The following is an 18704-nucleotide window of genomic DNA, read 5'->3' as shown; positions in this document are numbered from 1 at the left end:
ACACCGGGCACGCACGCATTCGATGGTGCTCCCGCCTCAGCCATCACTTGGCGGGTGGTGATGACCCGGATTTCGGCGAGGCCACGGCTCGGGCGATGAGAGAGGCGCATACGCCCACCGCGTGAGCACCCGTGATGCCGAGACCCGTGCGTGCGCTGACGCTGAGGCTGTCAGCGATCCGGACGTGCCCTTCCGCGCTGATCACGCCTCTGTCAGTGTCCCGGGTGACGGGCACCGAACTGCCCAGAACCTCGTCGCCGTCAAGCTCCTCGTCCTCGACAAGGTCAGCGGACTCGCCCTCGTCCTGCTCCTTCCTCGGCTTCCGCTCGCATCGGCCAGGCACTGACAGCCGTCCCGCAATCACTCCCGCGGCTCCCCCGACGACAGCTCCCACAATCAGCTCGCCACCATGAAACCCTCCGTCACCCTGCGGATCGGTCTTCGGCCCCTCGTCAGCGACTGGCTCGGTGCTCTCCGCTTCCCCTTCCTTCGGCGCAGCGGGTTCGTGGGGCCGAGTGGTCAGGATGTAGGTGATCTCCCCAGTGCTCGGCGGCGAACCACCGGACCGCTTCGCTGTACATGGTGGCGGTGCGCTCGCTGCGCCCGGCGGCGCGCAGGGTGAGGACGAAGGAGTCGACGTGGGGCTTCGGGGGTCCGGCGGCCATGTCGCGCGGTCCCCGGCGTACGCGCTTGGTGCCCACAGGAGATTGCTCGCCGGGTAGTCCGGCGGTCAGCCGAGCGGCTCCGCCTGAAGATGTCCCAGGTCAGACATAGTGAGAGCCAGCGAGGGGACTTGAACCCCTAACCTATCGCTTACAAGGCGATTGCTCTGCCAATTGAGCTACGCTGGCGGGCGTCCGAGGCCGTCCGGCCTCGGAGCGTCCATCCGAATGGTACCGGTTCCTGAGCCGCGCGGCCTACTCGGATCCGGCTCCGCGCCTGCGCGCGACCTCGTACAGCGACACTCCCGCCGCCACCGAGGCGTTGAGCGACTCCGCGCCGCCGATGGGGATGCTCGCCACCACGTCGCACGACTCGCGCACAAGCCGCGACAGGCCCTTGCCCTCGGACCCCACGACGATCACCAGCGGCCCCGTCGCCAGCTCCAGCTCCGGCAGTCGGGTGTCGCCCCCGGCGTCCAGGCCGACGACGAACAGCCCCGCCTTCTTGAAGCCCTCCAGTGCCCGCGTCAGGTTCGTGGCCTGCGCGACCGGGAGCCGGGCGAGGGTTCCCGCCGAGGTCTTCCACGCGGTCATGTTCACGCTGGCCGACCGGCGCTCCGGGATCACCAGGCCGTGCGCGTCGAACGCGGCCGCCGAACGCGCGACCGCCCCGAGGTTGTGCGGGTCGGTCACGCCGTCCAGGGCGACGATCAGCGGCGCCGTGTCCGACTCCAGCGCCCGGTCCAGTAGGTCCTCCGGGGTCAGGTAGCGGTACGGGCGCACATGCAGCGCCATCCCCTGGTGGGCGGCGCCCGGCTGGCCGTTGCTCTCGCACCGCCGGTCCAGCTCGGTGCGGGTCACCTCGACGACCTCGACGCCCCGGTCGCCCGCGAGGCGCGCCGCCTCGGTCACCCGCTCGTCCGGGTCCAGGCTGTTGGCCAGGAACAGGCGGATGGCGGGCATGCCCGCGCGCAGTGCCTCCACGACCGGGTTGCGGCCCACCAGCAGGTCGGAGTCGGAGGAGCGGCGCTGCGGACGGCCCGCCGTCATCTGCTCACCGGCCGTGCGGGCCCGCTTGGCCGCGCGGGATCGCTGTTTGCCCTCGTACCAGTGCCGCTGTTCGGCGGGCAGGGTGCCGCTCTTGCCCTCGAGCGAGCGCCGCCCCTTGCCGCCGCTGCCCTTGGTCGGGCCCTTCTTGCTCTTCTTCGCCGGCATGTCCGCCGCCTCCCCGTACGTCTCGCGAGCATGCCGGAAGCGTGTCGGCGTCCGGCGGATCCGCCACCAGCGGTGGCAAACCTCCAGACTAGTGCCGACGCGCCACCGTCCGGGTCATCCGTGCCTGAGGTCCCAACGGGGCCCCTGCGGCGTGTCCTCAACCACGACACCCGCCTCGGCGAGCTGGTCGCGGATCGCGTCGGCCGCCGCGTAGTCCTTCCGTCCCCGCGCCGCCTGTCGCTGTTCCAGCGCCACCGCCACCAGGGCGTCGACGACCTCGCGCAGCCCGGCGTCCCCGCCGGCCCACCGCTCGCTGAGCGGGTCGGCGCCGAGGATCCCCAGCATCGCGCGCAGCTCGGCGGCGAGCTCGGCCACCTTGTCCTTCCCCCCGGCGGCCAGCGCCGTGTTGCCCTCGCGCACGTGCCCGTGCACCACGGCCAGCGCCTGGGGCACACCGAGGTCGTCGTCGAGCGCCGCGGCGAACCCGGCGGGAACGGTGGCGGCGGGCACGACCTCGCCGACCACCTCGACCGCGCGGGTCAGGAACCCCTCGATCCGCTGGTAGGCGGCGGCGGCCTCCTGCAGCGCCTCCTCGGAGTAGTCGATCGCGGAGCGGTAGTGCGCCTGGCCGAGGTAGTAGCGCAGTTCCACCGGACGGACCTTCTGGACCATCTGCGGGACGCGCATCGAGTTGCCGAGCGACTTGGCCATCTTCTCGCCGCCGACCCTGAGCATCCCGTTGTGCAGCCAGAAGCGCGCGAAGCCGTCGCCCGCGGCGCGGGACTGGGCGAGCTCGTTCTCGTGGTGCGGGAAGATGAGGTCCAGGCCGCCGCCGTGGATGTCGAAGCTGGGGCCGAGGTACTTGGTGGCCATCGCCGAGCACTCCAGGTGCCAGCCCGGACGGCCCCGGCCCCACGGGGTGTCCCAGCTGGGCTCACCCGGTTTGGCGCCCTTCCACAGCGCGAAGTCGCGCGGGTCGCGCTTGCCCCGGCCCTCCTCCGCGGAGTCCTCCATCTGGTCCGGCCGCTGGTTGGACAGCTCGCCGTAGGCACCGTAGGAGGCCACGTCGAAGTAGACGTCACCGGAGCCGTCGTCGGCCGGGTAGGCGTGGCCCGCGTCGATGAGGCGGCGCATGAGCTCGATCATCTCCGGCACGTGGCCGGTCGCCCGGGGCTCGACGGTGGGCGGCAGGCAGCCGAGGATGTCGTAGGCCTCGGTGAACGCCCGCTGGTTGCGCTCACTCACCTTCCACCAGGGCACTCCCTCGGCGGCGGCGACGTTGATGATCTTGTCGTCGATGTCGGTGACGTTGCGGCAGAACGTGACGTCGTAGCCGAGATAGGTCAGCCAGCGACGCAGGATGTCGAAGTTGACGCCGGAGCGGATGTGGCCGATGTGCGGTGGTGCCTGCACTGTGGCACCACACAGGTACAGCGAGGCACACCCCTCGCGGAGGGGGACGAAGTCTCGGACCTGCCGGGCACTGGTGTCATAGAAGCGCAGACTCACGTTGTCAAGCGTAACCGCTTTCCCCTCACGCGCGGATCACAAACCACCAACCCTGTCGGGCTTGTGCCCCTCCCGGACATGCTTCATGGCACATATGTGATGAGCCGTATTACAGCCGCCCTGATGTGAGATTTCCGGGCGCGGAAGCCCGTCCCCCACGGCCATCAGGGCACCGTGGCGGCGCGTCCGCCCCGCCGCGCCGCCGGAGGAGGGCGGTGATCGGCCGGAATCTCGTGTTCGCGCGGCTTCCTCGGCTACGCTGCGGTTGCGATGGCCCCTTACGACAAAGCCCCCGAGACAGGGACACGGAACGCTCGACCCGCGAGCCGCGGCGCGGGAGCCGGTGCTCTCGTCGGTGGCGCGCTGTTCGTCGGCCTCATCGCCGTCTGCGCCCTCGTCATCTCCTACAACGGTGTCTTCCGCTTCGCGGAGTACGGCGGGCACGAGGGCAGTCCCCTGGCCCACGTGTTCCCGGTGACCTACACCCTGCTGCTGCTCATGGCGTTCTGGGTGAGCTACGTCCTGCGCGAGGCGCACCCCCGCGACCGCGCGTGGGTCGACCTCGTGCTCATCCCCGTGCTCATCCTGGTGGCAGCGACCGCCATGGTGTTGAGCAACCTCGGGCTGGTCGGGACCGTGCACCAGGGGGTCGCCAACGTCATCGTCGCGGTCGCCCCGCTGGCCGCCCTGCTCATCGCGTTCCTGCTGTGGATGACGGTCCGCGCGCACATCCGTCGGCGCCGCCGCACGGCGCCCCCTCGTCCCCGGCCCTCGGCCGACCGGGCCACGGTGCTGCACGGCCGCGCGGTGTCACCGTCCGAACTCGACGACACCGGACCGGACGACGACCACCTCACGACCCGGCTGCTCGACTTCGGCCCCGCTCCCGTCGCACCCGACCGCGACGGGAGTGACGACGCGTCCGGGGGCGCGCCCGCGCACGACCGGACCCCGCCCCCGCTGGAGCTGGACGGAGCCGGGGAACGGGAGGACCCCGAGTTCTCCGAGGTCGTCTCCGTGTCACCCGCCGTCCCCGCGCCCGAGCCGGAACCGGAGGAGTCCCCCACCGGTACCGGCCTTCCCGGGCCCGCCACCGCTCCGCTGCCCCGGCGCACCCGGACCGGGACCAACCCGATCAAACGGGCGGGCGTGGAGGTCCCGGTGGTTCCGGGGGCCGCGCCCCCGGCCGGCCCCCGTGGGCCCGACGCGCCGGACACCGACCGGCCGGACGACGGGTTCGAGGACGACGCCCTTCCCGGGGACCCCGTCAGTGACGAGGCCGAGGCCGCGGTCGCCGATCCCGGGCCCGGCGCGGACGCCGGGCACGCGGTCGACGCCCGGGACGGGGGTCCGACGGCACCGGAACCGGAATCCGTCGCCGTGGAGTCCGCGGCCGTGGCCGTGGCCGTGGCGCCCGAGGCCGTCCGTGCGGAGGTGGAACCCGTCTCCGCGGAACCGGAGGACGGGCCCCGCGGTGTCGGGGATCCGCGGATTCCGGACACCGCCCTGTGGGAGCCGCCCGCCGACGCACCCGACGACGACGCGCTCACGGACTACGTTCCGCCGGAGTGGACGCCACCGGAGGACGACGGCCCGCCCGCCGGGGAGACCCCGGACGGGGACGCGGACGCGCCTCCGGAGCCCACCCCCGTGCTCGACCACGACACCGGACCCGAGGTCCGCGCGGCCTTCGGGATCGGTTCCGTGCCCCCGGGCTCCGCCGCCCCGGCCGCCGACCCGGAGTTCACGGCGGACCCCGATCCGGAGTTCGCCCAGGAGGCCGTCCGGGAGTTCCCGCCGGACCCCGCGCCGGACTCCGGCAGCGCCCCCGAACGCGTGGCACCGCCCGCCGAACCGGCCGCGACCGACACGGGGCGCCGGCCTCCGCTGGAGAAGCGGCCGATGGTGCTCAAACCGCGCCGCTCCCCGATACCCGACCTGACCCCGGGGCCGCCCTCCGGACGTGTGCGCAGCGAACCGCTCCCCCCGGGGGACTGACCACCGTCCGGGGCCTCAGAACCGCAGGCGCGCCGCGACCGGCAGGTGGTCGCTGCCCGTCCTGGGCAGCGACCACGTCTCGGTGGGGACGGCTCCGCGGACCAGGATGTGGTCGATCCGCACCAGCGGGAACCCGGCGGGCCAGCTCAGCCCCAACCCGTCTCCCCCGGCGCCCCGCACGGCGGTCAGCCGCGAGGTGAGCGGCGCCATGGCGCGGTCGTCGGTGCTGCCGTTGAGGTCGCCCATCACCACGACCCGCTCCAGCGGCTCCCGCGCGACCGCGTCCGCGAGTGCCGCGATCCCCCGGTTCCGCAGCGCCGTGTCGAACCCGGCGCCGCCCAGCCGGACCGACGCCAGGTGCACGACGTACACGGCGATTTCCCCGTTGGGGCCGTCCACCTCGGCGCGCATGGCCCGGTTCCATCCCAGACCGAGGTCGAGGGACCGCGAGTCCGTGATCGGGTACCGGCTCCACAGCCCGACGGTGCCCCACCGGTCGGAGTACCCGAACTCGGATCCGAGGGCCCGGGCGTAGGACGCGTCCGCCTCCCAGGTGACCTCCTGGAGGGCGACCAGGTCGGGGTCGGCGCCGAGCACCTGCCGGACCGTCGCCTCCGGGTCGCCGTTGGCCGCGCCGACGTTGTGCGTGACGACGGTCAGGTTCGGCTCGACGCCGGGACCCGACGGCAGGTACAGGCCGCCGAACGCCCCCGCCCACACGGCCGCGAGCAGCAGGGCGGCCAGCCCGGCCGCGGCCGAGCGCCGGAGGGCCGCCGCCGCGGCGGCGGCCGGGACCGCCAGGCCGAACCACGGCAGGACGGTCTCGAACAGGCTGCCCGCACGGCCGAGGGCGTTGGGCACCAGGGCGGGGACGGCCAGGAGGAGGGCGAGCAGCACGGTGACCCCGGCGAGGAGCCTGCCGCGCCGCCAGGTTTCGTGGCTCCCGAGCGGGAGGCGGATCCTCCGGGACGCCTCCGCCGCCCGGCCGGACCGCTCCGGTGACGGTTCGGGTGGCACCCGGTCGTCGACGTCCGTCATGGCCCTCCCCTGGTCATGCGGCGGCCCGGGCCGCGCGGCGCTGCGTGTGGGGGATGGGCCGCCGTGGCGGCGGGCGTGCCGGAGACTACCCGAGCGGCGGGGTGTTCGACGCCGTCGCTCCCGTCCGCCCGCGCACCGCGAAGGCCCGCGTCCCGGATCGGGGACGCGGGCCCGCGGGTCCTGCGCGTGGTTCAGTCCAGGGGAGCGCAGAGGGCCGTGGCCACGGCGGCGATACCCTCGCCGCGCCCGGTCAGGCCCAGCCCGTCGGTGGTGGTGGCCGAGATGCTCACCGGTGCCCCCACGACCTCGGACAGGGTCTTCTCCGCCTCCTCGCGCCGCGGCGCGAACTTGGGACGGTTGCTGATGATCTGGACGGACACGTTGCCGATCCCGAACCCGGCCGCGTGCACCCGCGCTACGGTCTCGGTCAGCAGGGCCGCCCCGGAGGCGCCCCGCCAACGGGGGTCGGAGGTGCCGAAGTTGGACCCCAGGTCCCCCAGTCCGCAGGCCGACAGCAGGGCGTCGCACGCGGCGTGGGCGGCGACGTCACCGTCCGAATGACCGCTGACCCCGTCTTCTCCCGGCCATTCCAGGCCGGCGAGAAAAAGTGTTCTTCCAGGAGAAAACGGGTGGACGTCCGTTCCGACGCCCACCCGAGGCATATTCTTCATGAATAAGGTGCTTCTTCGACCGGTGTCAGTTCGTCAGAACCTCGTCGAGGAGCGCTTCAGCCTTGTCCTCGTTGGTCTTTTCGGCGAGCGCGAGTTCGCTGACGAGAATCTGGCGGGCCTTCGCGAGCATCCGCTTCTCACCAGCGGACAGCCCGCGTTCCTTGTCCCGACGCCACAGGTCCCGGACCACCTCGGCGACCTTGTTGACGTCACCGGACGCCAGCTTCTCAAGGTTCGCCTTGTAACGCCTGGACCAGTTGGTGGGCTCCTCGGTGTGCGGCGCGCGCAGCACCTCGAAGACCTTGTCCAGGCCCTCCTGTCCCACCACGTCACGAACGCCGACGTCCTCGGCGTTCTCAGCCGGCACACGCACCGTCAGATCGCCCTTGTCGACCCTCAGAACGAGGTAGGTTCTGTCCTCGCCCTTAATGGTGCGAGTCTCGATCGCTTCAATACGAGCAGCCCCATGATGGGGGTAGACAACAGTGTCGCCGACCTTGAAAGCCATGTGACAGGTACCCCTTCCGCTACCACAAGGATACCACGAATCTGTGACTTAACGTACCTATTAGGTTTGCGAACACGCAGGTCAAGCCCCACTTTTCAGGGCTTGACAAAGTGTACCCGAGTCCTGTCGAGGGCCTGGTCAGGGCGTTCGGCGAAGGGCCCGAACCCCTTACTGGCCAGGTGAGGCGTCGGCCGCGCACGGGGGATCGGGGAGGGACCGCCGGCCCCTCCCCGGGCCTCCTCGACGGCACCGGAGCGACGGATGTCACGTTCCCGGCGGCGGCCGGTACCCGGGGCGCCACCGTCACCCGGGGTCACGACTCGGGGTCGTAGTCCTCCCGCTTCTCGCCGGTCACCATGTAGACGAGATTGTCGGCGACATGTACCGCGTGGTCACCGAAACGTTCGTAGAACCGGCCCACCAGGGTGACGTCCATGGTGGCCTCCACGCCGTACTCCCACCCCGGCGCGAGGATGCGCTGGAGCAGCTTGCGGCGCAGACGGTCCATCCGGTCGTCGTCCTTGTCCAGCTCCAGCGCGGTGTCCGGGTCGCGTTCGCTGATGACCTCGCCCGCCTTGGTGACGAGCAGCTCGGCCTGGTGGCCCATCTCCAGCACGATCGACCTGACCGGCTTGGGGATGGCCGAGTCCGGGTGCCTCCTCCGCGCGATCTTGGCCAGGTGAACGGCGTGGTCACCCATGCGTTCCAGATCCCCCCGCATGTACAGCGAGGTGATGATCGTCCGCAGGTCCGAGGCGACCGGCTGCTGCCGCGCCATCAGGCTGAAGGCGGTGTCCTCGATCTCCTGGTCCAGCCGGTTGATCTCCTCGTCACCGGAGATCACCTCCTGCGCGGCGGCCAGGTCGCTGTCCAGAAGGGCCGTCGTGGCGCGAGCGACCGCGTGCCTGGCCAACCGCGTCATCTCGACGAGGCGTTCGCCCAGGCTGTCGAGGTCCTCATGGTAGGTATCCCGCATGTCGTCAATGCTCCCAGTGGTTTGTTGAAGAATCGGCCAAGTTTCGGTGAACGGTACGAGAAGCTCGGTTGTGTCACCCACCCTGACCGGGTAAAGATCCGGTCCGCCCGTTTACGATCGAATCGTGCAAGGGGAACTTCTCGCCGCCGTGACCGGCATCGTCGGACTCGTGACGGGCGTCGTGATCGGCGTCGTCGCCGGTCTCTACCTCCGTACCAGCTCATCCGAGCGACGGGCGCCCTCGCCCGAGCGCCGCGACGGAGGCGTCCTCCCGCCCGGCATCGCCGAGGTCCTGGCGGCGCTCCCCTCGTCCGCGGTCATCCTGGACCCCGCCGACCGGGTCCTGCGGGCCTCGTCCGCCGCGCGGGCCTTCGGCATCGTCCGGGGCGAGGAGCTGGTGATAGGCGAACTCCTGACCCTCGCCCGACAGGTGCGCAGGGACGGGGTCATCCGCGAGACCGACATCGAGGTGGCCGTCCGCAAGTTCGGCCCCGACGCCACCTCCTTCGCCGTGCGGGTGGCTCCCCTCGGGGGTACCGGCCTGGTCCTGGTGCTGGCGGAGGACCAGACCGAGCACCGCCGCGTCGAGGCGGTGCGCCGGGACTTCGTCGCCAACATCTCGCACGAGCTGAAGACCCCGGTGGGCGCCCTGTCACTGCTGGCGGAAACCGTACAGGACGCGAGTGACGACCCCGAGGCCGTCCGCCGCTTCACCGAGCGCATGCAGCAGGAGGCCGCCCGGCTGACGGCGGTCATCCAGGACCTGATCACGCTCTCCCGCATCCAGGGCGCCGAACCCATGGCCGAGCCCACACGGGTGGACCTGGGCGACGTCGTGGACGAGGCGCTCGACGCGGTGCGCATGCCCGCCGACGCCAAGGGGATCGAGCTGGTCGGCAGCGGCGCCGAGGGCGTCACCGTCCTGGGCGACGCGGGGCTGCTGGGCACCGCGCTGCGCAACCTGATCGCCAACGCCGTCTCCTACAGCCCGAAGAACACGCGGGTGGCGGTCACGGTGGGGGTGTCCAGGTCGAGCGTGGACATCAGCGTCGCCGACCAGGGGATCGGCATCCCCCAGCAGGACCTGGAGAGGATCTTCGAGCGGTTCTACCGTGTGGACGCCGCTCGGAGCCGGGCCACCGGAGGTACCGGTCTGGGCCTGGCCATCGTCAAGCACATCATGACCCACCACCGTGGAGAAGTGACCGTGTGGAGCAAGGAGGGGTCCGGGTCGACGTTCACTCTGCGTCTGCCCAGGCCCGAGAGCCGGGGGACCGAAACCACCGGTAACACCGACCGTCAGGAGGCGGCCCAGTGACGCGCGTACTCGTTGTCGAGGACGAGGAATCCTACAGCGACGCCCTCTCGTACATGCTGCGCAAGGAGGGTTTCGAGGTCGCGGTTGCCCCCACGGGCACCATCGCTCTGGAGACCTTCGACCGCACCGGAGCCGATCTGGTGCTGCTCGACCTGATGCTGCCCGGCCTGTCCGGGACCGAGGTCTGCCGGACCCTCCGGCAGAAGTCGAGCGTCCCCGTGATCATGCTGACCGCCAAGGACTCCGAGATCGACAAGGTCGTCGGTCTGGAGCTCGGCGCCGACGACTACGTGACCAAGCCCTTCTCGTCCCGCGAACTGGTCGCGCGGATCAGGGCCGTCATACGGCGCCACGAGACGAGCGACGGCGGCGAGCCGCTGCCCGCGGCGTTGCAGGCCGGACCCGTCCGGATGGACGTCGAGCGCCACGTGGTGACCGTCCGCGGGACGAACGTGCAGCTGCCGCTCAAGGAGTTCGAGCTGCTGGAGGTGCTCCTGCGCAACGCGGGCCGGGTCCTCACCCGGATGCAGCTCATCGACCGTGTCTGGGGCGCGGACTACGTCGGCGACACCAAGACCCTCGACGTGCACGTCAAGCGGCTGCGCGCCAAGATCGAGGAGGACCCGAGCAGCCCCCAGTACATCGTGACCGTGCGCGGTCTCGGCTACAAGTTCGAGCCGGTGACCGCGAGCGTCGAGTAGGTCCCCTCTCCCGGAACCGCCGCCCGGAGCGCAGCGCAGGACCAGAACAAGCACCGTTCGGGCGCCGGCGGGGTGCTGCACGACGAGGCGAGCCGCGAGCGAGGCACGAGCGACAGGCGACGCCGAGAAGGAAGCACACCGCCTCCCAGGCGCCCGAACCCGGTCCCAAGCGCAGCGGAGGACCAGAACAAGCACCGTCACCGCTCCCGGACCGCGGTCGCACCGCGGTCCGGGACCGACTCGTGTTCGGGGTGGTCCACCCGGCAGCCGAGCAGCACCGAGGCGGCGGCCATCATCACCAGGCCCACCAGGTGGCCGACGGTGTTGGCGCACAGGTCGGTCAGGCTCGCGCCCTGGCCCGACGCGAACGCGACCTGCAGGCCCTCCACCGTTGCGGACACGAGCGGCCCGAGGGCGACGCGGCCCCACACGGAGGTGAGGGTCGGGAAGGCCGCCAGCCCGAGCGGGACGAAGAGCACGGCCTGGGCGAGGAGCCCGTCGGTGAACGGGGGCGGCGGCTCCACCGGCTCGGGGTCGGCGACCGCCACGTTCGCCGCGATCCCGTTCGAGGGCAGCGGAGCCTTGTGGACGTGCTCCACCGCCGCCCACTCCCCGCCCAGACCCACGACGAAGACGAGGTGGGCGGACAGCAAGGCGACGATGCCGAGGACACCCAGGGCCCGGGCGGCCCGCGGGCGCACCAGCCAGAGCCAGGCGAGCGGTAGGGCGGGTATGGCCAGTGCCCCGAGAAGGAGCGGCGCGGCACCCGCGTCGATATGCAGGACGGCATGCCAAACAGACCAGCCGTGCACTGTTCCCATCACCTTTCCATGGCCTGACGGCCCTTTTCCACCGACTCCTCCGAAGTCCGCGCCCGGAGGTGTGGAACGGTCTTATCCGACGCCGGACAACGCACTGTTCACCGTGCTGTTCACGCGCGTTCTCCGGGTATTGTCGACGGAAAAGGAGAAGGAGGCCACGACCGACTCTCCAGCCAGACGCGAACGGCCGTACGCACTGCGTACACCTGCGCCTCAGGCGCCGACGAGCCGATCGGAAAAACCGCCCCGACCACAGCGGAAATCGTCAACCAGAGAGCTGTCCGAACGGAAAACCGGCAACCGGATAACAAATGACGACTCCCACAATCGAGGGATGATTCACACCGCAACTGTACGGACACCCTCAGCGATCGTCAACGGCGCAGGGAAGTACTTTTCTCGCTTTTCCGAAAAACACACGTGACCTGCGCGAAAAACCCGGGGGAGAATCCTTCGGGACGAACGGTCAGACCTCGACGATGACGGTGAAGGGTCCCTCGTTGGTCAGCGCCACCGACATCATGGCACCGAACCGGCCGGTGGCCACCTCCGCACCCAGGTCGCGCAGCTCCTTGACCACCGCGTCGACCAGCGGCTCGGCGACCGGCCCGGGGGCGGCCGCCTGCCAGGTGGGTCGGCGGCCCTTGCGCGCGTCACCGTAGAGCGTGAACTGGCTGACCACCAGGAGCGGGGCGCCGACGTCCGAGCAGGAGCGTTCGTCCGACAGGATCCGCAGCGTCCACAGCTTCCTGGCGAGCTTGCGCGCCTCCGCCTCGGTGTCGGTGTGGGTGACTCCGACCAGCGCCATCAGCCCGGGAGCCGTGATCTGCCCGACCACCTCGCCGTCCACCGTCACCGACGCGTGCGACACGCGCTGTACGACCGCGCGCATGTTCCCTCCTCGTGGCTCCTCGCCGCGGAGCCGCTCCCCCGCGGACGGACAGCCCCGACGATACGGCAGGCGCGGAGCGGAACCGGACCGGCCGTGTTCCCCGGGGCCTCAGCGCCTGCGCTGGAACTGGTTGACCAGCCGCATGCGGCGGGCGTTGGTGATGATTCCGGTGAGGGTGACGGCGAACGTCCTGATGGAGTCGGAGAAGTCCTCGATCCGCCACTCGCGCGGCCCGGTGTACCAGGCCAGACCGTCCCCGGTGAGCTCCTCGTCGGTCAGGTCGGTCAGCGCGGCCGAGGCCAGGATGTTGGCCCAGCGGTCGACGTCGTCGAAGATGACCGCGTACGGCAGGTAACGCGAGTAGATCTCCACCCGCTCCCCGGGGCGCTCCGTCGCCGACCGCTGGCTGAGCAGGTAGTCCCGGAAGCCGATGGTGTGCGCGAGCACCGAGCTGCCCAGGCGGGTCTTGGCGGGCATGTACTGGGCGGCGACCGTGACCGCGGCTCCGGCGATCACCACCGCCAGGCCCGTGAACGCGGCCGTGGTGAACATGGCCAGCAGGACGGTCAGCAGCACGCCGAGGGCGGTGGTCACCATCCCCATGGTGCTCCAGCGCCCGCGCACCTGGTTCGGCGAGCGGGCGAACCACCTGAGCCGCACCATGTCCCGGTACAGCTCCTCCCGGACCCGGTCCATACGGGCCGGGAAGTCGGAGCACACGCGCGCCGTACCCACCTGGGACAGCCGCACGGTCCGGCGTTCGGCGAACAGGGCGTCCAGCAGGAGCCACTCGTAGGGCCGGAGGCTGTCGCCGGGCGGTCCGTCCAGGCGCACCAGCCGCCAGTCCACCGACGTGAAGTGCTCGTGCGGCAGCTCCTCCAGCCGGATGTAGCCGCGGACGGCCAGGTCGACGACCGCGCCCGTGAGGTCGGTGATGTCGACGGTCTCGTTGAAGAGGGTCCCGATCTGGCCGGGGTGGACGCCGTCCGGCGGTTCGAACCGCGCCCGTCCGTGCTCTCCGGTGGTCACCGGGGCCTGGTCGCCCCGGGCCGCCTCCTCGCGCAGCGCGCGCTCGTCCCGGCCGCGCACGCGGATCAGCACCACCAGTCCGCCCACCAGGACCAGCAGCAGGAGGCCGAAGACCCCGGCCGTCCACGGTGTGACCTCGAAGGCCGAGGCCAGCGACCAACGGCGTTCGAGGATCGGCTCCCCCTCCGCCGTGCCGGGCGGGTAGGTGACAGCGATGTCGAGGCGGTCGCTGGGACGCATGTCCGCCTGGAGGAAGTGCGCGAAGGCCAGGTCGCTCCCCATGTCCGACGCGGTGCAGTACAGCGCGCTGCGCGGTTCGCCCGCCAGGCACGACAGCCCCTCCGGGGGCATCGGCGCGGTGACGGTCACGTCGGTGGACTGGACGGTGTGGCTGTAGGCGCCCACCGCCCGCCATTCCAGCTGGACGCCCTGGGCGACCTGGCTGACCGCCCCCGTCACCCGGTAGCCGAGCACCACGGTCTCGGCGCCCCCGGTGTTGATGTGCGCGTAGAGGGTGCCGTTGACCTTCTCCGTCTCGACCGCCAGCTCCGCGCCCGAGCCGTCGACGGCCGTGACCCCGTGCACCGCGTAGACGCGGTCGTGGTCGGTGGTGTAGAGCATCGTCTCGGTGAGCGCACGGGTGAACGTCTCCGGCGCGCCTCCCTCGAAGGAGAGCGTCTCCTCACCGTGCAGGACCCCGTCCTCGTCCAGGTCGAGGCGGATGTCGTTGGTGATCACCGTCTCGGCGACCGACCCGGTGTCCGAACTCCGGTCTGGGTCGGCGCCGGGGGTCCCTTGTACTGTTGGTGCCGGTGCCGCCGCCGTCACGGCATGGGCCGTCCCCACTGACCCGACGACGGTGACCACCGTGAACAGCGAGGAGAACACGAGAGCGGCCGCCGCGGAAGCGACGGCCGGGCACCTGGAGCCGACCCACCACATGACGCGAGAGCCTATCCGGTCCCCCCGTTCCCCCCGTGCACTGACATCCCTCCCCGCGGGTGTCGTCCCCCACCGCCGACGGGTGGTCCCGCGGTGAGCCCCGCACCACCAGCCGGTGCCGGTTTCTGGTCCGAACGTCCGGGGTTCCTCCAGCGGCTGAGTGTGGGCGTGTCGTTCACACTGTGCGTCGGACTGGCCGCGGTCGGCTTCACCGGTTTCCTCTCGATCTCGGAGATGCTCCCCTCCGCCGAGGCCTCCTGGTCCGGCCCGTACCCGTTCGACGCGCAGGGCCGGGTCCCCGGGCCCGCGACGGCCGAGGCGCCGCTGGTCGACACCGGCGCCGACCTCCTCCGGGACAACCCGCTCTACGAGGTGGGCGAGCTGGGCGAGGTGACGTGCCACGCCCCCGAGCTGGACCCGGACGACTCCGAGTCCATGGAGGCGTTCGTCCACGCGATCGCCGACTGCCTGGACGAGGCGTGGGGCGGCTACTTCGCGGACGCCGGGTTGGCGTTCACCTCCCCCAACCGCGTCTACTGGTACGCGGAGGGGCACAGCCCGTGCGGCCCCTTCCCCAAGCGGGACACCGCGGCCTTCTACTGTCCGGCCAACCAGGGCCTGTACCTGGGGGTCGAGGACATCGTCGAGGCCTCGGCGGGCACCGACCGGCCGGAGGCCTACACCTTCCTGCTCAGCCACGAGTACGGCCACCACGTCCAGGGCCAGTCCCGGATGCTCGCGGAGTACCGGGCCGAACGCGCCGGGACCGACCAGGAGACCGCGGACGAGCTGACCCGCCGCAACGAACTCCAGGCCAACTGCCTGGGCGGGGTGTTCCTCGGTGCCTCGGGGGCCTCCCTGGCGCTGGGGGAGGACGAGCGGCGGAACATCCTCGACGACGTCGCACGGCGCAGCGACCGCGGCGCCGAGCACACGCACGGGCACGAGTCCAACGGGCGCCTGTGGACCGAACACGGCATGGACCGGAAGGATCCGGCCTCGTGCAACACGTGGAAGGCCGACGAGGAACTGGTGCGGTGAGCGGGGCGCCGGGACCGGCCGAACGCCAGGCCAACCGCCGTGTGCTCGGCACGGTGGCCGCCCTGCTGTCCCTGCTTCTGGCACTGGCCGTGCTGTCCTGGTCCACCACCGGGGACGGGTCCGTGGCCGGGTCCGCCCCGGCGGCGGAGGGCGGCGGCGCCGACGCGGCCGGGGGCGACGTCTCGGCCACCGCGGACACGGTCTCCCGGAACGCGGACCAGCGGCGGCGGCCGTCCGGCCGTACCGCCCTGGTCGCCAACCCCCTCTACGGCAGCGGTCGGCTCAGCCCGCTGCCGTGCCCGGTGCCCGAGCCGGACGTGGACCGGCCGGAGTCGATGGAGGCCTTCCTCCACCGGATCGCGGACTGCCTGGACGACGCGTGGGGCACCCAGTTCGCACGGGCGGGGATCCCCTTCGAACCCCCGATGCGCGTGTTCTGGGAGGAGCCCGGGGTGAGCCCGTGCCGCGCCTACCCGTCCGCGGCGGGCGCCTTCTACTGCCGGGCCGGCCGGAGCATCTACATCGGCACGGCGGACGTGGTCGAGAAGTGGAACGGGACGACGGAGAGCGTCGTGTACGCCTCCCTGCTCGCGCACGAGTACGCGCACCATGTCCAGGGCGAGTCCGGACTGCTGGAGTACTACCACGCGCAGCGCCGCCAGGAGGACGACGTCCTGGAACGGAACTCCTGGACGCGGCGGAGCGAACTCCAGGCCAACTGCCTGGCCGGCGCCTTCCTCGGCTCGGTCCGGGTGGGCTACCCGCTGGGCGACGACGATCTGCGCGCGCTCCTGGACGACGCGGCGGCCACCGCCGACCGCGAGGGCGGCCACGAGGAGGAACGCACCCACGGTTCGGCCGACAACGGCGTGTGGTGGACGCGACGGGGCTGGGAGGAACAGACGCCGGGCGCGTGCAACACGTGGAGCACGACGGACGAGTCACTCGTCCAGTAACGCTGTCACGCGAACACGTAGCGTGGCAGGATGCTGATATGTCGGACGCAGCCGTACCCCCCGGCCCCCACCCCGCCACCGACCCGACCACGCCGCCGCCGCCGGCGCCGGCGCCGGCGGAACGCGACCGCGTGGAACTGCGGGTGCACGGGGTGGCCGGAGGACAGGCCGAGGAGCTCCTCGACGTCGAGCCGGCCATGCGGGTGGCGGGCGACGGCCTCGCGGGGTTCTTCCGCTGGCGCGGCCCGCGCGACACCGAGACCGTTCCGGGCGTGCGCCGGGAGATCTTCGCGTGGGGGAACCTGACCTCGGGCAGCTCCTCACGGGCCCTGTGGCTGCTGCTGCTCCCCTTCATGCTGCTCAACCTGGCGTACTGGACGAGGCCGAGGCGCGTGGACCGGACCCCGGGCGGCGCGCCCCGGACGGCCGACCGCGTCTACGACGGCTCCGTGCGCCTGCTGGCGCTGTCCCTGACCGTGCTCATCACCCTGGCCGCCGCGGGCATCGGGATGGACCTCGTCGCGTGGCAGTGCACGGCCCAGGCCCAGACCTGCGTCCGCGCGCGCCCGTGGTTGACCTTCCTGGCCTCCCCCGCCTCCCCGCTGTCGGCCCCGGGCAGCGCCCTGCTGGTGGGCGCCCTGCTGCCGGTGGCCGTGGTCGTGGTGCTGTGGATCCTGTCCCGGCGCACGGAGAGCGAGTACGAGGTGGTCCGCGGGCCGATCCCGCCGGTGACCGGCGACGCCGCGCCGCTCAGCCGGTCCGACTTCTGGCACAACGGGGAGGTTCTGGCGCGGCTGCGGTCCGCGCACATCGCGATGGCCCTGGGCGCCGTGGCCCTCCTGCTGCTGCTCCCGGCACTGCGGTACGACCTGGTCGCGCGTGCGGCGGGCCCCGGCCCGGCGGCGTGGACGGTCGGGTCGGTACTGGTGGTGATGCTGGGAGCGGTGATGACCGCGAGCACGGCGAGTGTGGCGGTGCCGGAGGGCGACACGAAGTGGAACGCGCGCGTCGACCGCGTCTGCCGGATGCTGCGGGACGCGACGGTCGCCCTCGGCGCGGGCGCGGCGGTGTACACCGTGTGGCCGCGCCCGGGGTGGGAGGCCTCGGGCCGCCTGCCGGGCGGCGGTGCGACGCTCAACACCCTGTTCACCGCCCAGGCGCTCCTGGTACTGGTGCTCCTGGTGGCGTCGGCGGTGCTGTACGTGCGCGACCGGGCGCACGACCGGACCGCCATGCGGGGCATGGCGGGACCGGCGACCGCCGCCCTCGGCGCGCTCCTGGGCGGAGGCTTCTCCGCCGCCCTCGTCTACCAGGGGTCGCTGTGGCTCAGCGGATGCGACCCGCTGGCCCCGGGCGGGTCGGCCTGCCTGGAGCTGGACCCGCCGACGGCCTACTCGTGGCTCCAGCTCGCGTTCACCCTGGAGGCGGTCATCGCGCTGGTCGTCGCCGCCGTCGTCGCCCTGGAGGTGCGCCGCGCCACCCGCGCCCACCTCCCGGAGGTCACCGAGCAGTACGCCCGCAGCGTGCGCGACCGGCGCACGTGGGAGATCGCCCGCGCGAGGGCGCTCGGCCGGATGACCGAGGCCCTTCCCGCCGTTCTGGCGACCCTTCTGGCACCCGTGGTGCCGTTGGTGGTCCTGGTGCTGTACTCGGCCTTCTCCGGCGACGTCGTGGCGGGCCCGCGGTCGGCCGACACCGCCGTGTCCGGCGGGATCGAGGGGCTGGCGCGGGAGACCGTGGCGGCGCTGGTCAGCATGGGGTCCGTCCTGGGCGGAGCGGCACTGCTGGGGGTGGCCTGGGTCGGCCGCAGCGCGTACCGGAACCGGCCGACCCGCCAGGCGGTGGGCGTGCTGTGGGACGTGGGCACGTTCTGGCCCCGTGCGGCGCACCCCCTGGCCCCGCCCTCCTACGCGGAGCGCGCGGTACCGCAGCTGACCGCCCGGGTGGCGCGGATGGTGCGGGACGGCACCGACGTGGTGCTGTCGGGACACTCGCAGGGGTCGGTGCTGGCCGCGGCCACGGTCTGGCAGCTGCCGGAGGACTGCGTGGGACGGGTCGCGCTGATCACGCACGGGTCGCCGCTGGACCGGCTCTACGCGCGCTACTTCCCCGCCTACTTCGGCCCGTACGCCTTCGCCGACCTGCGCCGCCGGGTGTCGGGCTGGCGGAACCTGTGGCGGGTCACCGACGCCATCGCCGATCCCGTGCGCACGATGGAGGGGTCCGCCGACGGGCCGGACGTTCCCGGGGTGATCGCCCCGGCCGAGCCGCTGCCGGACCCGCGGGGCTACGATCCGGCACCGGGTGAGGCCCTGCGGCCGGAGATCCTGGGGCACAGCCGGTACACGGACGACCCGGCCTACGCGGAGTCGGTGTGGAAGGTCCTCAACGACACGGGCGACCGCCACCCGTGAGTCCGCCGTCTCC

16 protein-coding genes and 1 tRNA gene are annotated in these 18704 nt (G+C 72.0%); 7 read left to right on the top strand and 10 right to left on the bottom strand.

Translation table 11 applies throughout. The annotated features are described in order from the left end of the window. Positions 1–121 precede the first annotated feature (121 nt). Positions 122–346: a hypothetical protein gene (locus ACTVAJ_RS23610; protein ID WP_470390422.1), complete on the top strand. Its 225-nt coding sequence runs from the start codon at positions 122–124 to the stop codon at positions 344–346. A gap of 432 nt (positions 347–778) precedes the next feature. Here the strand turns inward: ACTVAJ_RS23610 and ACTVAJ_RS23605 are convergent. From ACTVAJ_RS23605 to cysS, 3 genes are all read right to left on the bottom strand, one after another. Next, a tRNA-Thr gene (locus tag ACTVAJ_RS23605) sits at positions 779–851 on the bottom strand. Positions 852–917: 66 nt separating this feature from the next. After that, positions 918–1877: a 23S rRNA (guanosine(2251)-2'-O)-methyltransferase RlmB gene (rlmB, locus tag ACTVAJ_RS23600; protein WP_470390421.1), complete on the bottom strand. Its 960-nt coding sequence runs from the start codon at positions 1875–1877 to the stop codon at positions 918–920. Between the two features lie 114 nt (positions 1878–1991). Then, the gene (cysS, locus tag ACTVAJ_RS23595; RefSeq protein WP_470390420.1) at positions 1992–3386 is read right to left on the bottom strand and encodes a cysteine--tRNA ligase; all 1395 of its coding nucleotides are present in this window, start codon (positions 3384–3386) and stop codon (positions 1992–1994) included. Between the two features lie 270 nt (positions 3387–3656). On the opposite strand from cysS, the gene ACTVAJ_RS23590 reads away from it, so the two are divergent. Beyond that, a complete protein-coding gene (locus ACTVAJ_RS23590; RefSeq protein ID WP_470390419.1) occupies positions 3657–5384 on the top strand; it encodes a DUF2637 domain-containing protein in 1728 nt (575 codons plus the stop codon). A 15-nt stretch (positions 5385–5399) separates the two neighbouring features. Here ACTVAJ_RS23590 and ACTVAJ_RS23585 read toward each other — a convergent pair whose 3' ends face one another. From ACTVAJ_RS23585 to phoU, 4 genes are all read right to left on the bottom strand, one after another. Continuing rightward, positions 5400–6422 (bottom strand): endonuclease/exonuclease/phosphatase family protein, encoded by a 1023-nt coding sequence (locus ACTVAJ_RS23585; RefSeq protein WP_470390418.1) that lies wholly within the window; start codon positions 6420–6422, stop codon positions 5400–5402. Between the two features lie 191 nt (positions 6423–6613). Further along, a complete protein-coding gene (ispF, locus tag ACTVAJ_RS23580) occupies positions 6614–7084 on the bottom strand; it encodes a 2-C-methyl-D-erythritol 2,4-cyclodiphosphate synthase (protein WP_470390535.1) in 471 nt (156 codons plus the stop codon). 34 nt (positions 7085–7118) lie between these two features. Then, positions 7119–7601 (bottom strand): CarD family transcriptional regulator, encoded by a 483-nt coding sequence (locus tag ACTVAJ_RS23575; protein WP_026122741.1) that lies wholly within the window; start codon positions 7599–7601, stop codon positions 7119–7121. A gap of 313 nt (positions 7602–7914) precedes the next feature. Continuing rightward, on the bottom strand, positions 7915–8577 hold the full coding sequence (phoU, locus tag ACTVAJ_RS23570; protein ID WP_470390417.1) for a phosphate signaling complex protein PhoU: 663 nt from the start codon (positions 8575–8577) through the stop codon (positions 7915–7917). Between the two features lie 148 nt (positions 8578–8725). Between phoU and ACTVAJ_RS23565 the strand changes: the two genes are divergently transcribed. Both ACTVAJ_RS23565 and ACTVAJ_RS23560 read left to right on the top strand, forming a co-directional pair. Continuing rightward, entirely contained in the window at positions 8726–9895 is a 1170-nt protein-coding gene (locus ACTVAJ_RS23565; protein WP_470390534.1) for a sensor histidine kinase, read from the top strand. Beyond that, the gene (locus tag ACTVAJ_RS23560; protein WP_470390416.1) at positions 9892–10596 is read left to right on the top strand and encodes a response regulator; all 705 of its coding nucleotides are present in this window, start codon (positions 9892–9894) and stop codon (positions 10594–10596) included. The genes ACTVAJ_RS23565 and ACTVAJ_RS23560 overlap by 4 nt, the downstream gene beginning before the upstream one ends. A gap of 197 nt (positions 10597–10793) precedes the next feature. On the opposite strand, the gene ACTVAJ_RS23555 is transcribed toward ACTVAJ_RS23560, so the two are convergent. The 3 genes from ACTVAJ_RS23555 to ACTVAJ_RS23545 form a co-directional block, all read right to left on the bottom strand. Beyond that, positions 10794–11417 (bottom strand): VanZ family protein, encoded by a 624-nt coding sequence (locus tag ACTVAJ_RS23555; RefSeq protein ID WP_470390415.1) that lies wholly within the window; start codon positions 11415–11417, stop codon positions 10794–10796. A gap of 466 nt (positions 11418–11883) precedes the next feature. Beyond that, entirely contained in the window at positions 11884–12309 is a 426-nt protein-coding gene (dtd, locus tag ACTVAJ_RS23550) for a D-aminoacyl-tRNA deacylase (RefSeq protein ID WP_470390414.1), read from the bottom strand. Between the two features lie 108 nt (positions 12310–12417). Then, positions 12418–14280: a DUF2207 domain-containing protein gene (locus ACTVAJ_RS23545; protein WP_470390413.1), complete on the bottom strand. Its 1863-nt coding sequence runs from the start codon at positions 14278–14280 to the stop codon at positions 12418–12420. Positions 14281–14436: 156 nt separating this feature from the next. On the opposite strand from ACTVAJ_RS23545, the gene ACTVAJ_RS23540 reads away from it, so the two are divergent. Genes ACTVAJ_RS23540 through ACTVAJ_RS23530 form a run of 3 tightly spaced genes read left to right on the top strand, consistent with a single transcriptional unit; the run spans position 14437 to position 18691 of the window. Then, positions 14437–15321: a neutral zinc metallopeptidase gene (locus ACTVAJ_RS23540; protein ID WP_470390533.1), complete on the top strand. Its 885-nt coding sequence runs from the start codon at positions 14437–14439 to the stop codon at positions 15319–15321. After that, positions 15318–16277 carry a neutral zinc metallopeptidase gene (locus ACTVAJ_RS23535; protein WP_470390412.1) on the top strand — a complete coding sequence of 320 codons (960 nt, stop codon included), beginning with the start codon at positions 15318–15320 and terminating at the stop codon, positions 16275–16277. The genes ACTVAJ_RS23540 and ACTVAJ_RS23535 overlap by 4 nt, the downstream gene beginning before the upstream one ends. Before the next feature lie 38 nt (positions 16278–16315). Continuing rightward, positions 16316–18691 (top strand): hypothetical protein, encoded by a 2376-nt coding sequence (locus ACTVAJ_RS23530; protein WP_470390411.1) that lies wholly within the window; start codon positions 16316–16318, stop codon positions 18689–18691. Positions 18692–18704 lie beyond the last annotated feature (13 nt).

The sequence above is a fragment of the Nocardiopsis sp. KDC1DS13DA1 genome (assembly GCF_055632325.1).
This window is presented reverse-complemented; position numbering and strand designations above follow the sequence as displayed.

Coding starts and splice junctions, on each gene's coding strand:
- phoU (WP_470390417.1), bottom strand. CDS start 8,577: ATGCGGGATACCTACCATGAGGACCTCGACAGCCTGGGCGAACGCCTC.
- ACTVAJ_RS23555 (WP_470390415.1), bottom strand. CDS start 11,417: ATGGGAACAGTGCACGGCTGGTCTGTTTGGCATGCCGTCCTGCATATC.
- ACTVAJ_RS23530 (WP_470390411.1), top strand. CDS start 16,316: ATGTCGGACGCAGCCGTACCCCCCGGCCCCCACCCCGCCACCGACCCG.
- ACTVAJ_RS23545 (WP_470390413.1), bottom strand. CDS start 14,280: ATGTGGTGGGTCGGCTCCAGGTGCCCGGCCGTCGCTTCCGCGGCGGCC.
- ACTVAJ_RS23575 (WP_026122741.1), bottom strand. CDS start 7,601: ATGGCTTTCAAGGTCGGCGACACTGTTGTCTACCCCCATCATGGGGCT.
- rlmB (WP_470390421.1), bottom strand. CDS start 1,877: ATGCCGGCGAAGAAGAGCAAGAAGGGCCCGACCAAGGGCAGCGGCGGC.
- dtd (WP_470390414.1), bottom strand. CDS start 12,309: ATGCGCGCGGTCGTACAGCGCGTGTCGCACGCGTCGGTGACGGTGGAC.
- ispF (WP_470390535.1), bottom strand. CDS start 7,084: ATGCCTCGGGTGGGCGTCGGAACGGACGTCCACCCGTTTTCTCCTGGA.
- ACTVAJ_RS23590 (WP_470390419.1), top strand. CDS start 3,657: ATGGCCCCTTACGACAAAGCCCCCGAGACAGGGACACGGAACGCTCGA.
- ACTVAJ_RS23585 (WP_470390418.1), bottom strand. CDS start 6,422: ATGACGGACGTCGACGACCGGGTGCCACCCGAACCGTCACCGGAGCGG.